This is a genomic window from Mesorhizobium sp. B2-1-8 (assembly GCF_006442545.2).
GTDB lineage: Bacteria > Pseudomonadota > Alphaproteobacteria > Rhizobiales > Rhizobiaceae > Mesorhizobium.
The window spans coordinates 357450-375332 of sequence record NZ_CP083952.1 but is presented as its reverse complement, the minus strand read 5'-3'; the positions used below and the strand labels follow the sequence as shown (position 1 = coordinate 375332).

The following is a 17883-nucleotide window of genomic DNA, read 5'->3' as shown; positions in this document are numbered from 1 at the left end:
ATCGGTCGCTCCCTACTTCGGATGTCTGAGACGCGGATTGGCGACGATCGCCGCTATGTCCGCGATGATGTTCAAGCTGATGTAGACGGCGGCGAAAATCAGGCCGACCGCTTGCACCACCGGCACGTCGCGCTTGGTGACGTGGTCGACGAGATATTGGCCCATGCCGGGATAGACGAAGATCACCTCGACGACGACGACACCCACAATCAGATAAGCCAGATTGAGCATCACGACGTTGATGATTGGCGCAATGGCATTCGGAAATGCGTGCTTCCGGATCACGCTGAACGCCGACAGGCCCTTCAGTTCCGCTGTCTCGACATAGGCCGACTGCATGACGTTGAGGATGGCCGCCCGCGTCATGCGCATCATGTGGGCGAGCACCACCAGCGTCAGCGCGGCCGCCGGCAGCGCGATCGCCTGCATGCGCTCGCCGAACGGCATGCCGTCATAGACCGTCGAGATGGCAGGGAACCATTGATACTGCACGGCAAAGAAATAGACGAGCACATAGCCGATAAAGAATTCCGGGAACGACGTCGAGGCGAGCGCCAAGCCGGAAATCAGCTTGTCGACCCAGCCATTGCGGTAGCGCACCGCGATCAGGCCGAGCGTGATCGCCAGTGGAATGGCCACGATTGCCGCCCAAAAAGCCAGGAACAGCGTGTTCCACAGCCGTTCCTTGATCGATGTCGCGATGTCCTGCCCGCTCGACATGGCGGTGCCGAGATCGCCGGTCAGCACGCCGCCCAGCCAGTGGAAATAGCGGATATAGGCGGGCTGGTTGAGCCCGAGCTGCTCGCGCAGGTTGGCCAGCGACTCCGGCGTCGCCGACTGTCCGAGGATGGCTTGCGCGACGTCGCCGGGCAGGATCTGGGTGCCGGCGAAGATCAGGACCGAAACGGCCAGCAGAAGGAGGATGCCCAGCGCGATGCGCTGGGCCACCAGTTTCACGAGGGGCGAGGACATCTCCGCAGGGCCGTGCTCAGGCTTCGAGCCAGCACTTCGCCAAAGCGTAGCCGTTGCACAGCTCCTGGTGCGGATCCTCCACCCAACCGGCGACTTTCGGTCCCGTTGCGTCGATGAACTGGTTGAACATCGGCAGGATCAGGCCGCCTTCGTCGCGCACCATGACAGCCATGTCGTGGTACATCTGCTTGCGCTTGGCCTCGTCGAGTTCGGCGCGCGCCGCCAGCACCATCTTGTCGAAGTCCGGGCGCTTGAAGCGCGTGTCGTTCCAGTCGGCCGTCGACAGATAGGCGGTCGAGTACATCTGGTCCTGGGTCGAGCGGCCGCCCCAGTAGGAAGCGCAGAAGGGCTGCTTGTTCCACACCTCGTTCCAGTAGCCGTCGCCGGGCTCGCGCTTGAGCTCGATCTTGATGCCGGCCTTGGCCGCGCTCTGCTGGAACAGCTGGGACGCATCGACAGCGCCCGGGAAGGCGACGTCCGAGGTCCTCAGCAGCACTGTGCCGTCATGGCCCGACTTCTTGTAGTGGAACTTGGCCTTGTCGGGATCGTATTTGCGCTGCTCGATTTCGGTGAACAGCGGATAGGACGCGTTGATCGGGAAATCGTTGCCGAGCGAGCCGTAGCCGCGCAGCACCTTGTTCAGCATTTCCTCGCGGTCGATCGCCAGCTTCAGCGCCATCCTGAGGTCGTTGTTGTCGAACGGCGCCGTGTCGCAATGCATGATGAACACGTAATGGCCGGGGCCGGAATGGTTGCGGATGGTGACGCCCGGTACGCGCTTGATCAGGTCGACGATCTTCGGCTCGACGCGGTTGATCATGTTGACTTGGCCGCCCTGCAGGGCCGCCGTGCGCGCCGTCGCGTCGTTGATGACGACGACTTCGACCTGGTCGGCATGGCCCATCTTGTCGCCCTGCCAGTAATTGGCGAAGCGCTCGCCGACATGGCGCACGCCAGGTTCGTTGGTCTTGACCTTGTAGGGGCCGGCCGAGATGCCGGCGTCGGGCTTGTCCTTGCCGCCGTTCGGCTGGACGATCAGGTGATAATCACTGAGCAGGTACGGAAGGTCGGCGTTGGCCTCCTTCAGGGTCAGCACCACTTCCTTGCCGTTGACCTTGATGGTGTCGATGCCCTTCATGTAGCCAAGCGCGCCGGATTTCGACTTCTCGTCCGAATGGCGTTCGAGCGTGGCGGCGACGTCCTCGGCAGTCACAGTCTTGGCGTTGTGGAATTCGATGCCGTCGCGGATCTTCAGCGTCCAGACCTTGGCGTCCTTGGATGAGCCGATGTCTTCGGCGATGCGGTTCTCGAGCTTGCCCTCGGGCGACAGCTCGACGATCATTTCGCCCCAGCATTTGCCGAAGGCGAACGGCACCTGCGTCATCATCAGCGCCGGGTCCAGGCTGTTGGTGGATTCGCCGCCGACCAGGCCGGCCTTTAGCGTGCCGCCCTTGACCGGCCCCGCCGCCCGCGCCGCGCTCGAAAGCAATGCGTTGGCGAAGGGTGCGGCGATGCCGAGCGCTGCGGCCCGGCCGAGAAAATCACGACGGCTCAGTTTGCCCAACGCGACGCGCCGGCTAAGGAATTCCAGTTCGTTTGACATTTGAGTTCCTCACTCTGTTGGTTCGACTCTGTGGTCGATTTTCTTGCTTGTTGTTAAAGGGAATAATGACCGCAAGGGAAAGCGGTAAGCAAGACCGAATGCGACATGCCGTGGCGTAAATCGTACGTCGCATTTGGACCAACGGTTTCAGCACTCAAACCAGCGCGCGCGGGACCTTTTCGTCGAAATCTCGCTCGAAGACGAGGTTTTCGCCCTCGTAAGCCTCGATTCTGGCGCTGACGATGAAGTTTTGCGCATCCGACCGCATTTGCGCCCGTGTCTCGGTGCGGACCGACCATCCGTTTCGCGACAGGGTCTGCGTCCAATGTGTTTTTCCCGAGGCTGACAGAGGATCGTCAGGATGGATGGTCCAGGTTTCGCGGGCGATGCTGCCGTTGACAAGGCCATGGTCGAGATCGCGCACCTCGCCGAAGTCGTCCGTTATGGAAAGCGTGACGATTCCCGTCTTTTCGTCGCGGTCGACATGGCGTTCTGAATTGGCGGCACGGATCGTCTCGGTTGCCCAGGGCGCAGCACCTTCCGGCTCGCCGAAAACAGCTTCGTCGCCTGTTGCCAGCAGGCGCAACGGCACCGATAGCGTGGCGTCCGACAGGGTCAGTCGTGCCGGTTCCGGCGAAGGCCAGATCATTGGCCAGTAGGCGGTCGAAATGGCAACGCGCAGACGGTGGCCGGCCGGCACGCGGTAGGCGCATTGATCGAGCACGACACGCACCGAAACTGTCTCCCCGGGGACCAGCGCTTCGGGGAATTCATGCGAGTTGCGGTGCGTCAGATTGAGCACGCCATAGGATATGAGTTCCGAGGCACCGTCGGGATGCACGTCGCAAAGCCGGACCGCGATGTTGGCCTGGGGCCGATCGGAGGCAAGCTGGATCTTAAGCTCCGGCGCCCCGACAATCTCGATCGGCTTGGTGAGCTCAGGCTGGTCGAAACACGCCGACAGCGCATCGTCAGGGCGCTGATCACCCGGCAATTCCGGCCCGAAGGTGAACGGAAAATATTCGCCGCCGGCGAGCCCGCAGGTCTGCGGTGAAGCGACCGTGGAAGGCCCTGCATCAGGGGGAATTAGTTCGATCGCTTCGACCGCTATGTTGGACGACGGCCACTCCTGCTCGGCTATCCAGCGGCCGGGCCGCTCGGGATGCCAGCGGGCGGGACGCACACTGTCCATCACATAGGCGCGGTAGTCGGGATCGGCCTCGACGCCGGTCTCGACGCCCTTCAGCCAGTGGTCCCACCAGCGCAGCGCTTCCTGCAGGAAGCCGATGGCGGGCTTGGGTCCGGCATAGTGCGGGTATTTGTGGATCCACGGCCCGACGATGCCCTTGACCGGTGCCTCGATATTGGTGACGAGGTGCGAGATCGTGTTGCGGTAGCCGTCATGCCAGCCGCCGATCGACAGCACCGCGGCATGAACAGCGGAAAAATCCTCGCAGATCGAGCCGCGCTTCCAATAGGCGTCGCGATGCTGGTGGCTCAGCCACAGCGGCAAAAGGAATGATTGGTTCTCCAGCCGTCTCAGCCACAGGTCGCGCCATCTGTTGTCGCCGGCAAGCAGCGGATCTGGTGGCCGCGACGAGTAGGACAGCATGGTCGAGGCCCAGCCGAAATTCTCGTTCAAAAGGCAGCCGCCCTTGTAGTGGATGTCGTCGGCATAGCGGTCGACGGTGGAGCACAGGCTGATCACCGCCTTGAGCGCCGGCGGCTGTTTGGCCGCCACCTGCAGGCAATTGAAGCCGCCCCAGGAAATACCCATCATGCCGACATTGCCGTTGCACCAGGGCTGCGCCGCCGCCCAGGCGATGACATCGCAGGCGTCCTGCAGTTCCTGCTCGGAATATTCGTCGTCCATCAGCCCTTCGGAATCGCCATTGCCGCGCATGTCGACGCGGATCGAGGCGTAGCCGTGGCCGGCGAAATAGGGATGGGTAAGCTGATCGCGAAAGATCGTGCCGTCGCGCTTGCGGTAGGGCAGGTGCTCGAGGATGACAGGTACCGGGTCATCGCCCGCATCCTCCGGCATCCACACCCGCGCCGACAGCCGGCAGCCATCGGGCATGACGATGCCCATGTCGGGAAATTCGACGACCTTGCGGGGGAATTCGGTGATGGTTTTCATGGCAGGCATAACGCCCCGCGGCACGAGAACTTTCAATCGTCATTCGCGACTGGAGCAGCGAAATATGCGACCTGTGCCGCTACCGCAATTCGTCGAGCAGTTCGGGATGTTTCTCCAGCAGTGTCATCAACTGAATTGTCGGGCCACTCGGTTCGATCAAGCCTCTTTCGTACTTGTCGAAGGCATTTTCTCCGACCTTGAACAGGGATCCCGCCTCGCGCTGCGAAAGCTTGAGCTTCGCGCGCATGCGGCGGATGGTTGACGGGGCCGGCACGCCGTCGATCTTCTCCTTGAGGGCGCGCAAGGCGGCATCGACAGCGGCCATGTCGTCGCCGACATGTACAACCTCGCCATCCGATGGCGGATAGTAGCCGGGCAGGTCGACGATCATGCTCTCGCCCTTATAGGTTACGGTGAATGGACGGACCCCGCGCGCCAACGTTTCTCCGGTTTCGGGAGAAATCATGGTTCTATTTCCCATGTCTCAATTTGCCACCATAAAGGTGGCAGTTCAAGCTTCCTATCATAGGACGTCCGCATCAATTTAGCGGAATGTCGTTTTCGGCCTTGTTCGCCTGGTAGGCGCCGGACAGCTCGTCATAGCGTGCGGAAATCCTGGCGATGCGCGCCTCCAGCCGCTGGCGTTCGACCTCGGGCAGTGCGCGCACCAGCCGACGGATGGAAAAGCTTTTCCAATAGGCATTCTCGGCATTGTAGCCGCCGGGGTCGAGGGTGAAGACCTCTTTCAGGATTTTGAGATCATGCGGAATGGCGAAACTGTCGCGCGAATCCTCGTGGCTGAAGAGGTAGTAAAAATTGTCGAAGCCGGTCCAGGTGATCGCCGACAGGCAGAGCGAGCAGGGCTCATGCGTGGCGATGAAGATGGCGTCTTTCGTGTCGACACGTTCGGCCTTGGGCATTTCGTAAAAGCGCTTCAGGCAATGCACCTCGCCATGCCAGAGCGGGTTTTCCATCTCGTTGTTGGTCTCGGCTAGTATCAGCGACCGGTCGTCCTTGCGTAGGATCGCCGCGCCGAACAGCTTGTTGCCGAGCGCGACGCCTTCTGCCGTCTTCGGCACGATATCTTGCTCGATGACGTCGAGCAGGCGGTCGATCAGCGAAATGTCGGTCATCACAAGCTCTCGTCGGGAAGATGGATCTCGTAGGCGTGCGAGAAATGGAATTCTTCGAGGTTGGACCCGTCGCCGCCGCGGTCGACGATCAAAAAATCCTGCGCCTCGCCGAGCGGCGTCAGCACGCCGTGCCACAGATTGCGGGAATAGTTGATGCCTTGCCCCGGCGCGGTGATGAAGGCATGCGGCTCGCCCGGCCCCTCCTTGCCGTCATGGCAGACGACGACCAGGAACGGACGCGGCGACAGCGGGATGAAGGCCTGGCTGCCCAAGGGGTGGCGCTCGACCATGGTCAGCTTCAGCGGCATCTCATAAGGCGTGCCGCGCACCATCGAGATCAGCACGCGCGCATTTGGTCCTGTCGCCTGCGCGGTAGCGAGGTCGTGGTAGCGCTCGGCCTTGCCGCCATTGATCGGGTAGTGGTTGTCGCCGCCCATGTCGATGACGTCGCCGAATTCGGCAAAGGCCTCGCGGGTCAGCGGCCGCGCGACGATGCGGGTCATGGCGTGCGCTTCGCGATATCTGCCCCGCCGAGTTTGGCGTGCCGGTTGACATCCTTGTAAAGCAGATAGCGGAATTTGCCGGGGCCGCCGGCATAGCAGGCCTGCGGGCAGAAGGCGCGCAGCCACATATAGTCGCCGGCCTCGACTTCGACCCAGTCCTGATTGAGCCGGTAGACAGCCTTGCCCTCGAGCACATAGAGCCCGTGTTCCATGACATGCGTCTCGGCGAAGGGAATGACCGCGCCCGGCTCCAGCGTGACGATGGTCATATGCATGTCGTGGCGCAGATCGGCGGGATCAACGAACCGCGTCGTTGCCCAGCGGCCCTCGGTGCCCGGCATCGGGGTCGGCGCGATCTCCTGTTCGTTGGTGAAGAAAGCCTCGGGAATCTCGAGGCCGTCGACTGCCTCATAAGCCTTGCGTATCCAGTGGAAGCGGACAGCCGCCTTGCTTTCGTTGCGGACTGTCCAGCCGCTGGCCGGCGGCAGGAAGGCAAAGCCGCCGGGCCTCAAGCTATGCTTCTTGCCGTCGAGCAGAACCGTCAGTTCGCCCTCGACCACGAACAGGGCGCCTTCGGCACCGGCATCGGGCTCCGGCCGGTCGCTGCCGCCGCCGGGCGCGACCTCGACGATGTATTGCGAAAACGTCTCGGCGAAGCCGGACAGCGGCCGCGACAGGATCCAGACGCGGGTCTTGTCCCAGAACGGAAGGGCGCTGGTGACGATGTCCTGCATCACGCCCTTGGGAATGACCGCATAGGCCTCGGTGAAGACGGCGCGGCCGGTCAGAAGCTCGGTCTGGCCGGAATGGCCGCCCTGCGGGGCATAATAGGTGCGCTCGGGCATCCTGATCGTATCCATGGTTCAAACCTATTGTGGAAGCATGTCCTTGAGGCGGAGCAGCGCGATGAGCTCGACCTGTTTACAGGCGGTCTCGAACTCGACGCCGCGGCTGTTGCCTATACGGGCTTCGAATTCGGCGAGGATTTCCTCCTTTGTCTTGCCCTTCACCGCGATGATGAAGGGGAAGCCGAAGGTGGTGACGTAGGCGGCGTTGAGCTTGGAGAACAGTTCGCGTTCCTTGTCGGTCAGCGCGTCGAGGCCGGCGGAAGCCTGTTCCCTGGTCGATTCCGCCGTCAGCCGCCTGGCCTTGGCGAGCTTGCCGGCGAGGTCGGGATGGGCGTTGAGCACGCCGAGCCGCTCGGTCTCGCTGGCGGAACGGAAGATGCGGCAGAGCGCATTGTGCAGGCCGCCCGCCGTGTCGTGCGCCGGGCCAAGCTCCAGCTCGTAGGCCCGTTCCGCGATCCACGGCGAATGCTCGAACACGCCGCCGAAGGTGTGAACGAACGTCTCGAATTCCATCTTCGACGGGCGCAAAGCGGCCGGCTTGTAGGGATGGTTCTCCTGCCAGTGCTTGGCGATGTCGATGCGCCGTGCCAGCCAGACCTTGTCGTGCGACTTGACGTAATCGACGAAGCGCTTCAGCGCCGCTACCCGGCCCGGCCGTCCGACGAGACGGCAATGCAGGCCGATATTCATCATGCGCGGCCTGCCTGCCTTGCCCTCGGCATAGAGCGTGTCGAAACTGTCCCTGAGATAGGCGAAGAACTGGTCGCCCGAGTTGAAACCCTGCGGCGTGGCAAAGCGCATGTCGTTGGCGTCGAGCGTGTAGGGGATGATGAGCTGCGTGCTGCCGCTATGCTCGAACCAGTAAGGCAGTTCGTCGTCATAGGTGTCCGAGACGTAGTCGAAGCCGCCTTCTTCGGCCACCAGCCGCACCGTGTTGACCGATGTGCGGCCCGTATACCAGCCGGTCGGGCGCTGGCCGGTCACCTCATAGTGCAGCTTGATCGCCGCTTCGAGATCGCGGCGCTCGTCCTCGGCGTCGTGGTCGCGGTAGTCGATCCATCTCAGTCCGTGCGAGGCGATTTCCCAGCCGGCTTCCTGCATGGCCGTGACCTGGTCGGGTGAGCGCGCGAGCGCCGTGGCGACGCCGTAGCAGGTCACAGGCACCTGCTCTTCGCTGAACAGGCGCAGCAGCCGCCAGAAGCCGGCCCGCGCCCCATATTCGTAGATCGATTCCATGTTCCAGTGGCGCTGGCCCACCCAGGGCGCCGCGCCGACGATTTCCGACAGGAAAGCTTCCGAAGCCTTGTCGCCGTGGAGCACGCAGTTCTCGCCGCCCTCTTCGTAGTTGACGACGAACTGCACGGCGACATGCGCGCCGCCAGGCCATTTCGGATCCGGCGGATTAGCTCCGTAGCCACGCATGTCCCTGGTGTAACGCATCGTCCCTCCGCACCCGGCATCACCGGAAGTATGATCAGAATATCGAAAGGGTGCTTCTCGCATTCCCCTCAAAATTTTTGAAAGTGTTTTTGTCGCACTCCGCTCGACCGGGACTTATGCATCGCCTTTAATTGGCGCACAATTCATCGTTAGTGCTCGATTGTACCGGCCAATTTGTTCGTATTGGAAAATGGGAGGCGGCCAATGGCAGAAACGTCGAAAGCCGATGGCGGGCGTCTGACGACCCATGTCCTGGATACCGCGACCGGTAAGCCGGCGGCTGGATTGTCGATCGCGCTCTACCATCTTGACGGTTCCGCCCGCACGCTTCTGAAGACGGTCGTCACCAATGCAGACGGCCGCTGCGACGCGCCGCTGCTGGCAGGCGCCGACTTCCGCCCCGGCGAATACGAACTGGTGTTCGCGGCTGGCGATTATCTGCGTGTCCAGGGCACGAAGCTGCCGGAGCCTGCCTTCCTCGACAGCGTGCCGATCCGCTTCGGCATGGCGGAGGCGGTGCACTATCATGTACCATTGCTGATCTCGCCATACGGCTATTCCACTTACAGGGGGAGCTGAGGCATGGCCAAGGTCAACATTCGCGACGAAATCCGCTTCATTCTGAATGGCAGGGATGTCGCGCTGTCATCCGTGGCGCCAGACGCGACCTTGCTCGACTGGCTGCGGCTCGACCGTTCGCTGCGCGGCACCAAGGAAGGCTGCGCCGAGGGCGATTGCGGCGCCTGCACCGTGCTCGTCGGCAAGCTATCGGCCACCGGACTGGTCTATGAAAGCGTCAATGCCTGCATCCGCTTCCTCGGCTCGCTCGACGGCACCCATGTCGTGACGGTCGAGCATCTGCGCGGCGAAGCTGGTCAGTTGCATCCTGTGCAGCAGGCGATGGTCGATTTCCATGGCTCGCAATGCGGATTCTGCACGCCGGGTTTCGTCATGTCGCTCTATGGCTTGTGGATGAAGTCGCCGGACCCGTCGGATGCGGCGATAGAAAAGGCCTTGCAAGGCAATCTCTGCCGCTGCACCGGCTATGAGGCGATCATGCGCGCCGCGCATGCCATCTCGAGCTATGGCAAGGCGGCGAAGGATCCGCTGGCGGCGGAGCGCCGGGACATCACGACACGGCTGCGGGCGTTGCGCGATGGCGCCAGGATCGAGATTGGCTCCGGCAAGACTCGGCTGGTCGTGCCGGCCGATGCCGACGATTTCGCTTCTGTCTTCGAAAAAGAACCCACCGCCACCGTCGTCGCCGGTTCGACCGACGTTGGCCTGTGGGTGACCAAGCATATGCGCGACATCTCGCCGGCGATCTTCATCGGCGATCTGCCGGGGCTTTGCACCATCACGGAAGAAGATGGCGTCATATCGATTGGCGCCGGCGTCACCTATACCGAAGCCTTTTCGACACTGTCGAAACGCATCCCGGCGCTGGGGCCGTTGTTCGACCGCATCGGCGGCGAACAGGTCCGCAACATGGGCACGATCGGCGGCAACGTCGCCAACGGCTCGCCGATCGGCGACACGCCGCCACCGTTGATCGCGCTCGGCGCACGGATGACATTGCGCAAGGGCAAGAAGCGGCGCACGATCCCGTTGCAGGATTTCTTCATCGCCTATGGCAAGCAGGACCGCCAGCCAGGCGAGTTTGTCGAGGCTGTGCATGTGCCCGTGCCGGCAAAGGATGTGAAATTCGCCGTCTACAAGGTCACCAAGCGCCGTGACGAGGACATCACCGCGACCTTGGGTGCCTTTTGTCTGGCTCTGGCCAAGGACGGCACGGTAGCCGATATCCGCATCGCCTATGGCGGCATGGCGGCAACGCCGAAGCGGGCGTCGGCTGTCGAGAAGGCGCTGATCGGCAAGGCCTGGAACGAAGCCACGGTAGAGGCGGCGATGACCGAATATGCCAAGGACTTCACGCCGCTCACCGACATGCGCGCGAGCGCCGAATATCGAGCGCTGGCGGCAAAGAACCTCTTGCTGCGCTTTTACGTCGAGACGACAGGAACGAAAGCGCCGTTCCAGGTGTCGCGCAACGAGGCGGCCTGATGCGAATCAAGGCGAGTGAGCAGACAGGCAAACGGTCGCGGGTAGCGTCCTTCTCCCCGTTCACGGGGAGAAGATGCCGGCAGGCAGATGAGGGGCGGCGCCAGCGTCGATCGCTTCTGGTAAACTCGTCAATGTCGGCGCTGCCCCTCATCCGGCCCTTCGGGCCACCTTCTCCCCGTGAACGGGGTGAAGGGAAGGAGGCTGAATGAACGACCACGCACCATCAAACCTCAAGGCGGAAAAGATCGTCGGTGGCGTCGCCACCGACCAGCAGCATGATTCAGCCCACAAGCACGTCAGCGGCGGCGCCGTCTATATCGACGACATGCCGGAACCGGCAGGCACGCTGCATGCCGGCCTTGGCCTGTCCAAGGTGGCACATGGCGTTCTGAAAAGCGTCGATCTCTCGGCGGTGCGCGCGGCCCCTGGTGTCGTCGACGTGCTGACTTATGCCGACGTGCCGGGCGAAAACGATGTCTCGCCCAGCAACATGCATGACGATCCGGTGCTCGCGGAAGGCAAGGTGCAGTTCTTCGGCCAGCCGATCTTCGCGGTGATTGCCGAGACGCGCGAGGCAGCCCGGCGCGCCGCGCGCCTGGCCAGGATCGAGTATGATGAGCTTCCCGCCGTGATCGACATCTGGGACCTTGATCCGACGAAGGACAAGCAGGTGACTACGCCGCTGATCCTGAAGCGCGGCGATGCGGCCGCGGCAATGCAGGCAGCGCCCCGCCGCATCAAGAACCGCATGTGGCTTGGCGGCCAGGACCATTTCTACCTCGAAGGCCAGGTGTCGCTCGCGATTCCCGGCGAGGACGACGAGGTGACTGTCTACTGTTCGACTCAGGGTCCGAGCGAGACGCAGCATCTGGTCGCCCACACGCTCGGCGTGCCGAGCAACGCGGTGACGGTGGAGGTGCGCCGCATGGGCGGCGGCTTCGGCGGCAAGGAAACACAGGCCAACCAGTGCGCCGCGATCGCCGCCATCGCGGCCAAGAAGCTGAAGCGCGCGGTCAAGATCCGGCTCGACCGCGACGAGGACATGACCGCAACCGGCAAGCGGCACGATTTCGCCATCGACTACGAGGTCGGCTTCGACGACGAGGGCAACATCCTCGGTGTCGATTTCACCTACGCCTTGCGCTGCGGCTTTTCCGCAGACCTGTCCGGACCGGTCGGCGATCGTGCGCTGTTTCACTGCGACAACGCCTATTTCTATCCTGCGGTGCACGCCAAGTCGGCGCCGCTCTTTACCAACACCGTGTCCAACACCGCCTTTCGCGGCTTCGGCGGCCCGCAAGGCATGGTCGGCGCCGAGCGCGTCATCGACGAGGTCGCCTTCGCGGTCGGCAAGGATTCGCTCGAAATCCGCAAGCTGAATTTCTACGATCCGATGGAAGCGATCGGCGGCCGCAACGTCACGCCCTATCACCAGAAGGTCGAGGACTGCATCATCCAGCGCATCGTGGCGGAACTGGAGGAGAGCGCCAGCTATGCGCGCCGCCGCCGCGAGATTTCCGCGTTCAACGCCAACAGCCGCTTCGTCAAGCGCGGCCTGGCGCTGACGCCGGTCAAGTTCGGCATCTCCTTCACCAAGACCGAGGCCAACCAGGCCGGCGCGCTGGTGCATGTCTATGCCGACGGTTCGGTGCACATGAACCATGGCGGTACCGAAATGGGCCAGGGTCTGCATCTCAAGGTGGCGCAGGTCGTGGCCGAGGAATTCCAGATCGACCTCGACCGCGTGAAGATCACCGCCACCACCACCGCCAAGGTGCCTAACACCGCGCCGACGGCGGCATCCTCTGGCGCCGACCTCAACGGCATGGCGGCGCAGAATGCGGCGCGCCAGATCCGCCAGCGGCTGACCGACTTCGCCGCCGAGAAATACCAGATCCCCGTCGACCAGGTGGTGTTCCTGCCCAACCGGGTGCGCGTCGGCAACCAGGAGGTCAGCTTCAACGATCTGGTCAAGCAGGCCTATGTCGCGCGTGTGCAGCTCTCGGCCGCCGGCTTCTACAAGACGCCGAAGATCCATTGGGACCGCAGCAAGGGCCGGGGCCACGCCTTCTACTACTACGCCTACGGCGCGGCCTGCGCCGAAGTGTCGGTCGACACGCTGACCGGCGAATATGTCGTCGAGCGCGCCGATATCCTGCACGATTGCGGCCGTTCGCTGAACCGGGCCATCGACCTCGGCCAGGTCGAGGGCGGCTTCATCCAGGGCATGGGCTGGCTGACCACTGAGGAACTGTGGTGGGACGACAAGGGCCGGCTGCGCACGCATGCGCCGTCGACCTACAAGATTCCGCTGGCGTCGGACCGCCCAAAAATCTTCAACGTGGCGCTGACCGACTGGTCGCAGGCCTATGAGCCGACCATCCATCGCTCCAAGGCGGTCGGCGAACCGCCGCTGCCGCACGGCATGGCGGTGCTGCACGCCCTGTCGGATGCCGTGGCCAGCGTCGCCGACCACAAGATCTGCCCGCGCCTCGACGCGCCGGCAACGCCAGAACGCGTGCTGATGGCGATCGAGCGGCTGAAGCGGGAGGCTTCAGAGCTGTCCTGAGGCTCCAAAACGTGCAAATCGCGCCGAAAACACTATATTTCGTGGATGGAAGTGCAGACGATGAACTCGAAGGTTCAAGAGCTGAAAGTGTTTCTCGACCATGCCGGTCGGGCTGCGCTTGTCGAAGTTGCGGCGACAAAGGGTTCGACGCCGCGCGAGGCCGGTGCCTTCATGCTTGTCTCGGCATCGGCGACTTTCGGCACCATTGGCGGCGGTCAGCTCGAATATATGGCGATCGACAAGGCGCGGCAGATACTGGGCTCGTTGCGCTCCGCACCTTCCAGCGAATTTGCCGATGTCGGCGCCGCCCCTCATCCGCCTGCCCGTCCTCCGCAGCAGCTGCGCAGCACCTGCGGAGGGTGGACCGGCACCTTCTCCCCGTATCGTGACGGGGAGAAGGGAAACGGCCCTAATGCCGGCGACCCCCCGTCCTTACGGGAAGAGGGTAAGGGTGAGGGGCAGCGCGACGCTGACGAAGCTGTCGTCACGCTCGACGTTCCGCTCGGGCCGGAAATCGGCCAGTGCTGCGGGGGCCGGGTCGAGGTGTTGATTCGCTTGGTCGACGGCACAATCGAGGAACAGCTGATAGCGAACGCTGAATCGGAAGAGGCGCACCTGCCGCATGTCTATATCTTCGGTGGCGGCCATGTCGGCCAGGCGTTGGCCGCGTCGCTGGCGCTGCTGCCGATCCACGTTGTCGTCGTCGAGACCCGATCCGAGGCGCTGGAAGGCATGCCGGAAACCGTCGAGACGCGGCTGACGCCGCTGCCGGAGGCCGAGGTACGCAACGCTCCGGCCGGCGCCGCCTTCGCCATCCTCACCCATGACCATGCGCTCGATTTCCTGATCGTCGCCGAAGCGCTGAAGCGCGGCGACGCGGCCTATGTCGGCATGATCGGCTCGAAGACCAAGAAGGCGACATTCAGGAGCTGGTTCCTGAAATCGGCGGATGGCGGGGAGGCGGAGTTTGCCCGCCTCGTCTCGCCGATCGGCGGCGACGCCGTCAAGGACAAGCGCCCGTCCGTCATCGCCGCGCTGGCGGCCGCCGAGATCATGACGGCGCTGGTCATTCAGCGGGCCGTGTCGAACGCCGACCATCAGGACCATCAGGACCATCAGGACCATCAGGACCATCAGGCCGGGATCATGGCCGGTTAGCCGAGGCTGCTCGCTGGCGGCCTTTCCGTTTTCAATCGCCCGAAGCACGCATTTGCTATATGCAACCGGCGTTGCAGCATGAGGCGAAGGCATATGGGCGTACTCAAAATCGCGGCTTTTTCGGATGGCAGCTCCGGCGGCAATCCAGCCGGTGTCCTGATAAATGACGCCTTGCCCGATGCCGCCGAAATGCAGCATATCGCGGCGGAGGTCGGATTCTCGGAGACCGCCTTCGCCGCGCCCGATGGCGACAGCTGGCGCGTCCGCTATTTCTCGCCGGAATCCGAGGTCCCCTTCTGCGGCCACGCCACCATTGCACTGGGCGCCGCGTTGGTTCGGCGGTTTGGCGATGGGCTCTTCCCACTCAACCTCGCCCAAGCCAGCATTACCGTTGAAGGCTTTCGAGATGGCGCGAACGTTGCCGCCGCGCTACAGTCGCCGCCCACACGCAGCAAGCCCGCCGCTTCGGAGCTGATTAGCGAATCGCTGGCGCTATTCGGCTACGCTGTGGCCGATCTCGATCCGGCCATTCCACCGGCGCTGATCCATGGCGGCGCCGACCACCTTGTGCTGGCTTTCAACTCGCGCGAGGCGCTGGCGGCCATGCGCTACGACCTTAAGGCCGGACAGCTCTTCATGCGGAGGGAAGGGCTGGTGACGATCCTGCTCGCCTACGCCGAAACGCCGCGCTTGTTTCACACGCGCAATCCCTTTGCATCCGGTGGGGTCTATGAGGATCCCGCGACGGGCGCGTCGACAGCCGCCTTTGCCGGTTATCTCAGAGACATTGGCTGGCCGCATGGCGGCGCGATAGATGTCGTGCAAGGCGAGGACATGGGCATGCGCTCACGCCTGCATGCCGATATTCCTGTGGAGATAGGCAGTTCGATCAGGGTTTCCGGCACCGCACGGATGATGGACGAGGCATAACCGCACCTGCCTCAGTCAGGCCATTTCAGGCCGAGATGCGAGCGCAGCGTGGTGCCTTCATAGTCCTTGCGGAACAGGCCGCGCCGCTGCAGTTCCGGCACGATCAGGGTGGCAAAGGCATTGAGTTCACAGGGCAAAAAGGACGGCATGACGTTAAAGCGGCCATTTGGCTGCCCGCGACGGCAGCCATCCGGCTACCAACCCCGGCTGGCTTTCGCGCAAGGCAACCGGATCGGATGGGCCAGGAGGCCATCACTTGCCGGCCAGAAGATCCTTGATCAGCCGCTGGCAGCGCTCGGCCATGAAATCGAGCAATAGCCGCACCTTGGGGTCCTGCAGCTTCTTGTGCGGATAGACGGCAGCGAACTGTACCGGAGTCGGCGGCGTGCTGGTCAAGATCACTTTCAGCCGGCGGTCGCGGATGAACGGCTCGACCTCGAAGCGCGGCTTGTTGATGATGCCGCGTCCCGACAGCGCCCAGCCCGTCAGCACGTCGCCGTCGTCGGTGTCGTAGGGTCCATGCACCTCGAATTTCTGTGGGCCGGCCGGCGTTTGCAAGGTCCAGACATATTCGAGCGCGCCGGAATAGCGCAGCATAAGGCAGTCATGTTTCCTGCCGATCAGCTCCTGCGGCTCCATAGGCTCGCCGCGCGCCTCCAGATATTTGGGTGCGGCGACCAGCACACGCTCGCATTCCATGATACCGCGCATCCGAAGACTGGAATCCTCGATGATGCCGAGGCGGAAGGCGACGTCAATGCCTTCCTTCATGATGTCGACATTGTGGTCCGAAAGCCTGAGCCGCACCTCGATGTCAGGGTATTTGTCGTGGAAATCGGGAATGCCCGAGGCCACCAGCCGTCGCCCGAGACCGAGCGGTGCGGTGACGCGAATGGTGCCGCGCGGCTGGCCGGACAGCGCCGAGACGGCCGCTTCCGCCTCGGTGATCGCCTCCAGCACCTGCTTGGCGCCGGAATAAAAAACAGTGCCATGTTCGGTCGGCATCAATTGCCGGGTGGTGCGGTTGAACAGCCGCACGCCGAGATGCTTCTCCAGTTCCTTGATGCGGTTTGAGGCGACCGCCGGCGAAATGCGCATGTCGCGCCCGGCCGCCGACAGATTGCCGAGCTCGACGACGCGGACGAAGACGGCGATGTTGTCGAGATAGGCCATGCGGAGCACCTTCGCCGGTTTGCGGCCATCAACCTAGTATTTTCCAATTTTTTTTGAAAGTCATCGTACACCTCGCCTCTTTTCGTTTGCGCGCCACACCGTAAAGTCACCCGATCGGCAGGGACGACTTCAATGATGGATTTCGCGATTTTCTGGGACTGGCTGAGCTTCGCCGTGCGCTGGCTGCACGTCATCACCGGCATCGCCTGGATCGGCTCGTCCTTCTACTTCGTCGCGCTCGATCTTGGGCTGCGCCAGCGCCCGGGCATGCCGGTCGGCGCCTTCGGCGAGGAATGGCAGGTGCATGGCGGCGGCTTCTACCACATCCAGAAATATCTGGTGGCGCCGGCGGAGATGCCCGAGCACCTGACCTGGTTCAAATGGGAATCCTATGCCACCTGGCTGTCCGGCTTCGCCATGCTTTGCGTGGTCTACTATGCCGGAGCCGACCTGTTCCTGATCGATCCCAACGTGCTGCCGATGTCGGTGCCGGTCGGCATCCTGCTGTCTATGGCCACGATCGGCGTCGGCTGGGTCGTCTATGATCTCTTGTGCCGCTCGCCGCTCGGCAAAAGCGACACCGGCCTGATGCTGGTGCTCTATTGCGTGCTGGTCTTCATTGCCTGGGGGCTGACCCATCTGTTCACCGGCCGCGCCGCCTTCCTGCATCTGGGCGCCATCACCGCCACGATCATGTCGGCCAATGTCTTCATGGTCATCATTCCCAACCAGAAGATCGTCGTCGCCGACCTCATCGCCGGCCGCAAGCCGGATCCGAAATACGGCAAGATCGCCAAGCAGCGTTCGCTCCACAACAACTACCTGACGCTGCCGGTGCTGTTCCTGATGCTGTCGAACCATTATCCGCTGGCGTTCGGCACGCAGTTCAACTGGGTCATCGCCTCGCTGGTGTTCATCATCGGCGTCCTGATCCGGCATTATTTCAACACCGTGCACAAGCGCGCCGGCAACCCGCACTGGACGTGGCTGGGCGCCCTTGTCCTGTTCCTCATCATCATCTGGCTGTCGACCGTGCCGAAGGTGCTCACCGGCGAACCGAAGGCCTCCGCCTCGGCGGACATCTATATCGCCTCGGCGCATTTCCCGGCCGTGCGCGACACCGTGCTCGGCCGCTGCTCGATGTGCCATGCGCAGGAGCCGGTCTATGAGGGCATCTATCACGCGCCCAAGGGGGTGATGCTGGATACGGACGCCGGCATCGCCGAGCATGCCCGCGAAATCTACCTGCAGGCCGGGCGCAGCCACGCCATGCCGCCCGCCAATGTCAGCCAGATCACCGACAAGGAACGGGCGCTGCTGGTGGCCTGGTTCGAAGGCGCGGGGAAATAA

15 protein-coding genes and 1 pseudogene are annotated in these 17883 nt (G+C 63.1%); 6 read left to right on the top strand and 10 right to left on the bottom strand.

What is annotated here, in order from left to right:
* Positions 1-12: 12 nt before the first annotated feature.
* From FJ970_RS01715 to puuE, 8 genes are all read right to left on the bottom strand, one after another.
* Positions 13-972: an ABC transporter permease gene (locus tag FJ970_RS01715; RefSeq protein WP_140757169.1), complete on the bottom strand. Its 960-nt coding sequence runs from the start codon at positions 970-972 to the stop codon at positions 13-15.
* Between the two features lie 16 nt (positions 973-988).
* On the bottom strand, positions 989-2575 hold the full coding sequence (locus FJ970_RS01710) for an ABC transporter substrate-binding protein (protein ID WP_140757167.1): 1587 nt from the start codon (positions 2573-2575) through the stop codon (positions 989-991).
* Between the two features lie 154 nt (positions 2576-2729).
* Positions 2730-4715, bottom strand: coding sequence for a CocE/NonD family hydrolase (locus tag FJ970_RS01705; protein ID WP_140757165.1), 1986 nt, complete (start codon positions 4713-4715; stop codon positions 2730-2732).
* Between the two features lie 79 nt (positions 4716-4794).
* Positions 4795-5181 carry a type II toxin-antitoxin system MqsA family antitoxin gene (locus FJ970_RS01700; protein WP_140757163.1) on the bottom strand — a complete coding sequence of 129 codons (387 nt, stop codon included), beginning with the start codon at positions 5179-5181 and terminating at the stop codon, positions 4795-4797.
* A 73-nt stretch (positions 5182-5254) separates the two neighbouring features.
* Positions 5255-5848: a nucleoside deaminase gene (locus tag FJ970_RS01695; RefSeq protein WP_140757161.1), complete on the bottom strand. Its 594-nt coding sequence runs from the start codon at positions 5846-5848 to the stop codon at positions 5255-5257.
* Complete coding sequence (locus FJ970_RS01690; RefSeq protein ID WP_140757159.1) at positions 5848-6351, bottom strand: ureidoglycolate lyase; 504 nt, start codon at positions 6349-6351, stop codon at positions 5848-5850. The genes FJ970_RS01695 and FJ970_RS01690 overlap by 1 nt, the downstream gene beginning before the upstream one ends.
* Entirely contained in the window at positions 6348-7211 is an 864-nt protein-coding gene (locus FJ970_RS01685; RefSeq protein WP_140757157.1) for a bifunctional allantoicase/(S)-ureidoglycine aminohydrolase, read from the bottom strand. The genes FJ970_RS01690 and FJ970_RS01685 overlap by 4 nt, the downstream gene beginning before the upstream one ends.
* Positions 7212-7220: 9 nt before the next feature.
* The gene (gene puuE / locus FJ970_RS01680) at positions 7221-8639 is read right to left on the bottom strand and encodes an allantoinase PuuE (RefSeq protein WP_140757155.1); all 1419 of its coding nucleotides are present in this window, start codon (positions 8637-8639) and stop codon (positions 7221-7223) included.
* A gap of 204 nt (positions 8640-8843) precedes the next feature.
* On the opposite strand from puuE, the gene uraH reads away from it, so the two are divergent.
* From uraH to FJ970_RS01655, 5 genes are all read left to right on the top strand, one after another.
* Entirely contained in the window at positions 8844-9218 is a 375-nt protein-coding gene (gene uraH, locus FJ970_RS01675) for a hydroxyisourate hydrolase (RefSeq protein ID WP_140757153.1), read from the top strand.
* Between the two features lie 3 nt (positions 9219-9221).
* On the top strand, positions 9222-10703 hold the full coding sequence (gene xdhA, locus FJ970_RS01670) for a xanthine dehydrogenase small subunit (protein ID WP_140757151.1): 1482 nt from the start codon (positions 9222-9224) through the stop codon (positions 10701-10703).
* A gap of 205 nt (positions 10704-10908) precedes the next feature.
* Positions 10909-13272 (top strand): xanthine dehydrogenase molybdopterin binding subunit, encoded by a 2364-nt coding sequence (xdhB, locus tag FJ970_RS01665; protein ID WP_140757149.1) that lies wholly within the window; start codon positions 10909-10911, stop codon positions 13270-13272.
* 60 nt (positions 13273-13332) lie between these two features.
* A complete protein-coding gene (gene xdhC, locus FJ970_RS01660) occupies positions 13333-14430 on the top strand; it encodes a xanthine dehydrogenase accessory protein XdhC (RefSeq protein ID WP_140757147.1) in 1098 nt (365 codons plus the stop codon).
* A 93-nt stretch (positions 14431-14523) separates the two neighbouring features.
* Positions 14524-15360, top strand: coding sequence for a PhzF family phenazine biosynthesis protein (locus tag FJ970_RS01655; protein WP_140757145.1), 837 nt, complete (start codon positions 14524-14526; stop codon positions 15358-15360).
* 11 nt (positions 15361-15371) lie between these two features.
* Here FJ970_RS01655 and FJ970_RS01650 read toward each other — a convergent pair.
* Positions 15372-15518: pseudogene (locus FJ970_RS01650) on the bottom strand (nitrilotriacetate monooxygenase); the annotation flags it as partial.
* A 94-nt stretch (positions 15519-15612) separates the two neighbouring features.
* Entirely contained in the window at positions 15613-16533 is a 921-nt protein-coding gene (locus FJ970_RS01645) for a LysR family transcriptional regulator (RefSeq protein ID WP_140757143.1), read from the bottom strand.
* A 132-nt stretch (positions 16534-16665) separates the two neighbouring features.
* Between FJ970_RS01645 and FJ970_RS01640 the strand changes: the two genes are divergently transcribed.
* Positions 16666-17883, top strand: a complete 1218-nt coding sequence (locus FJ970_RS01640; protein WP_140757141.1) for a urate hydroxylase PuuD — start codon at positions 16666-16668, stop codon at positions 17881-17883.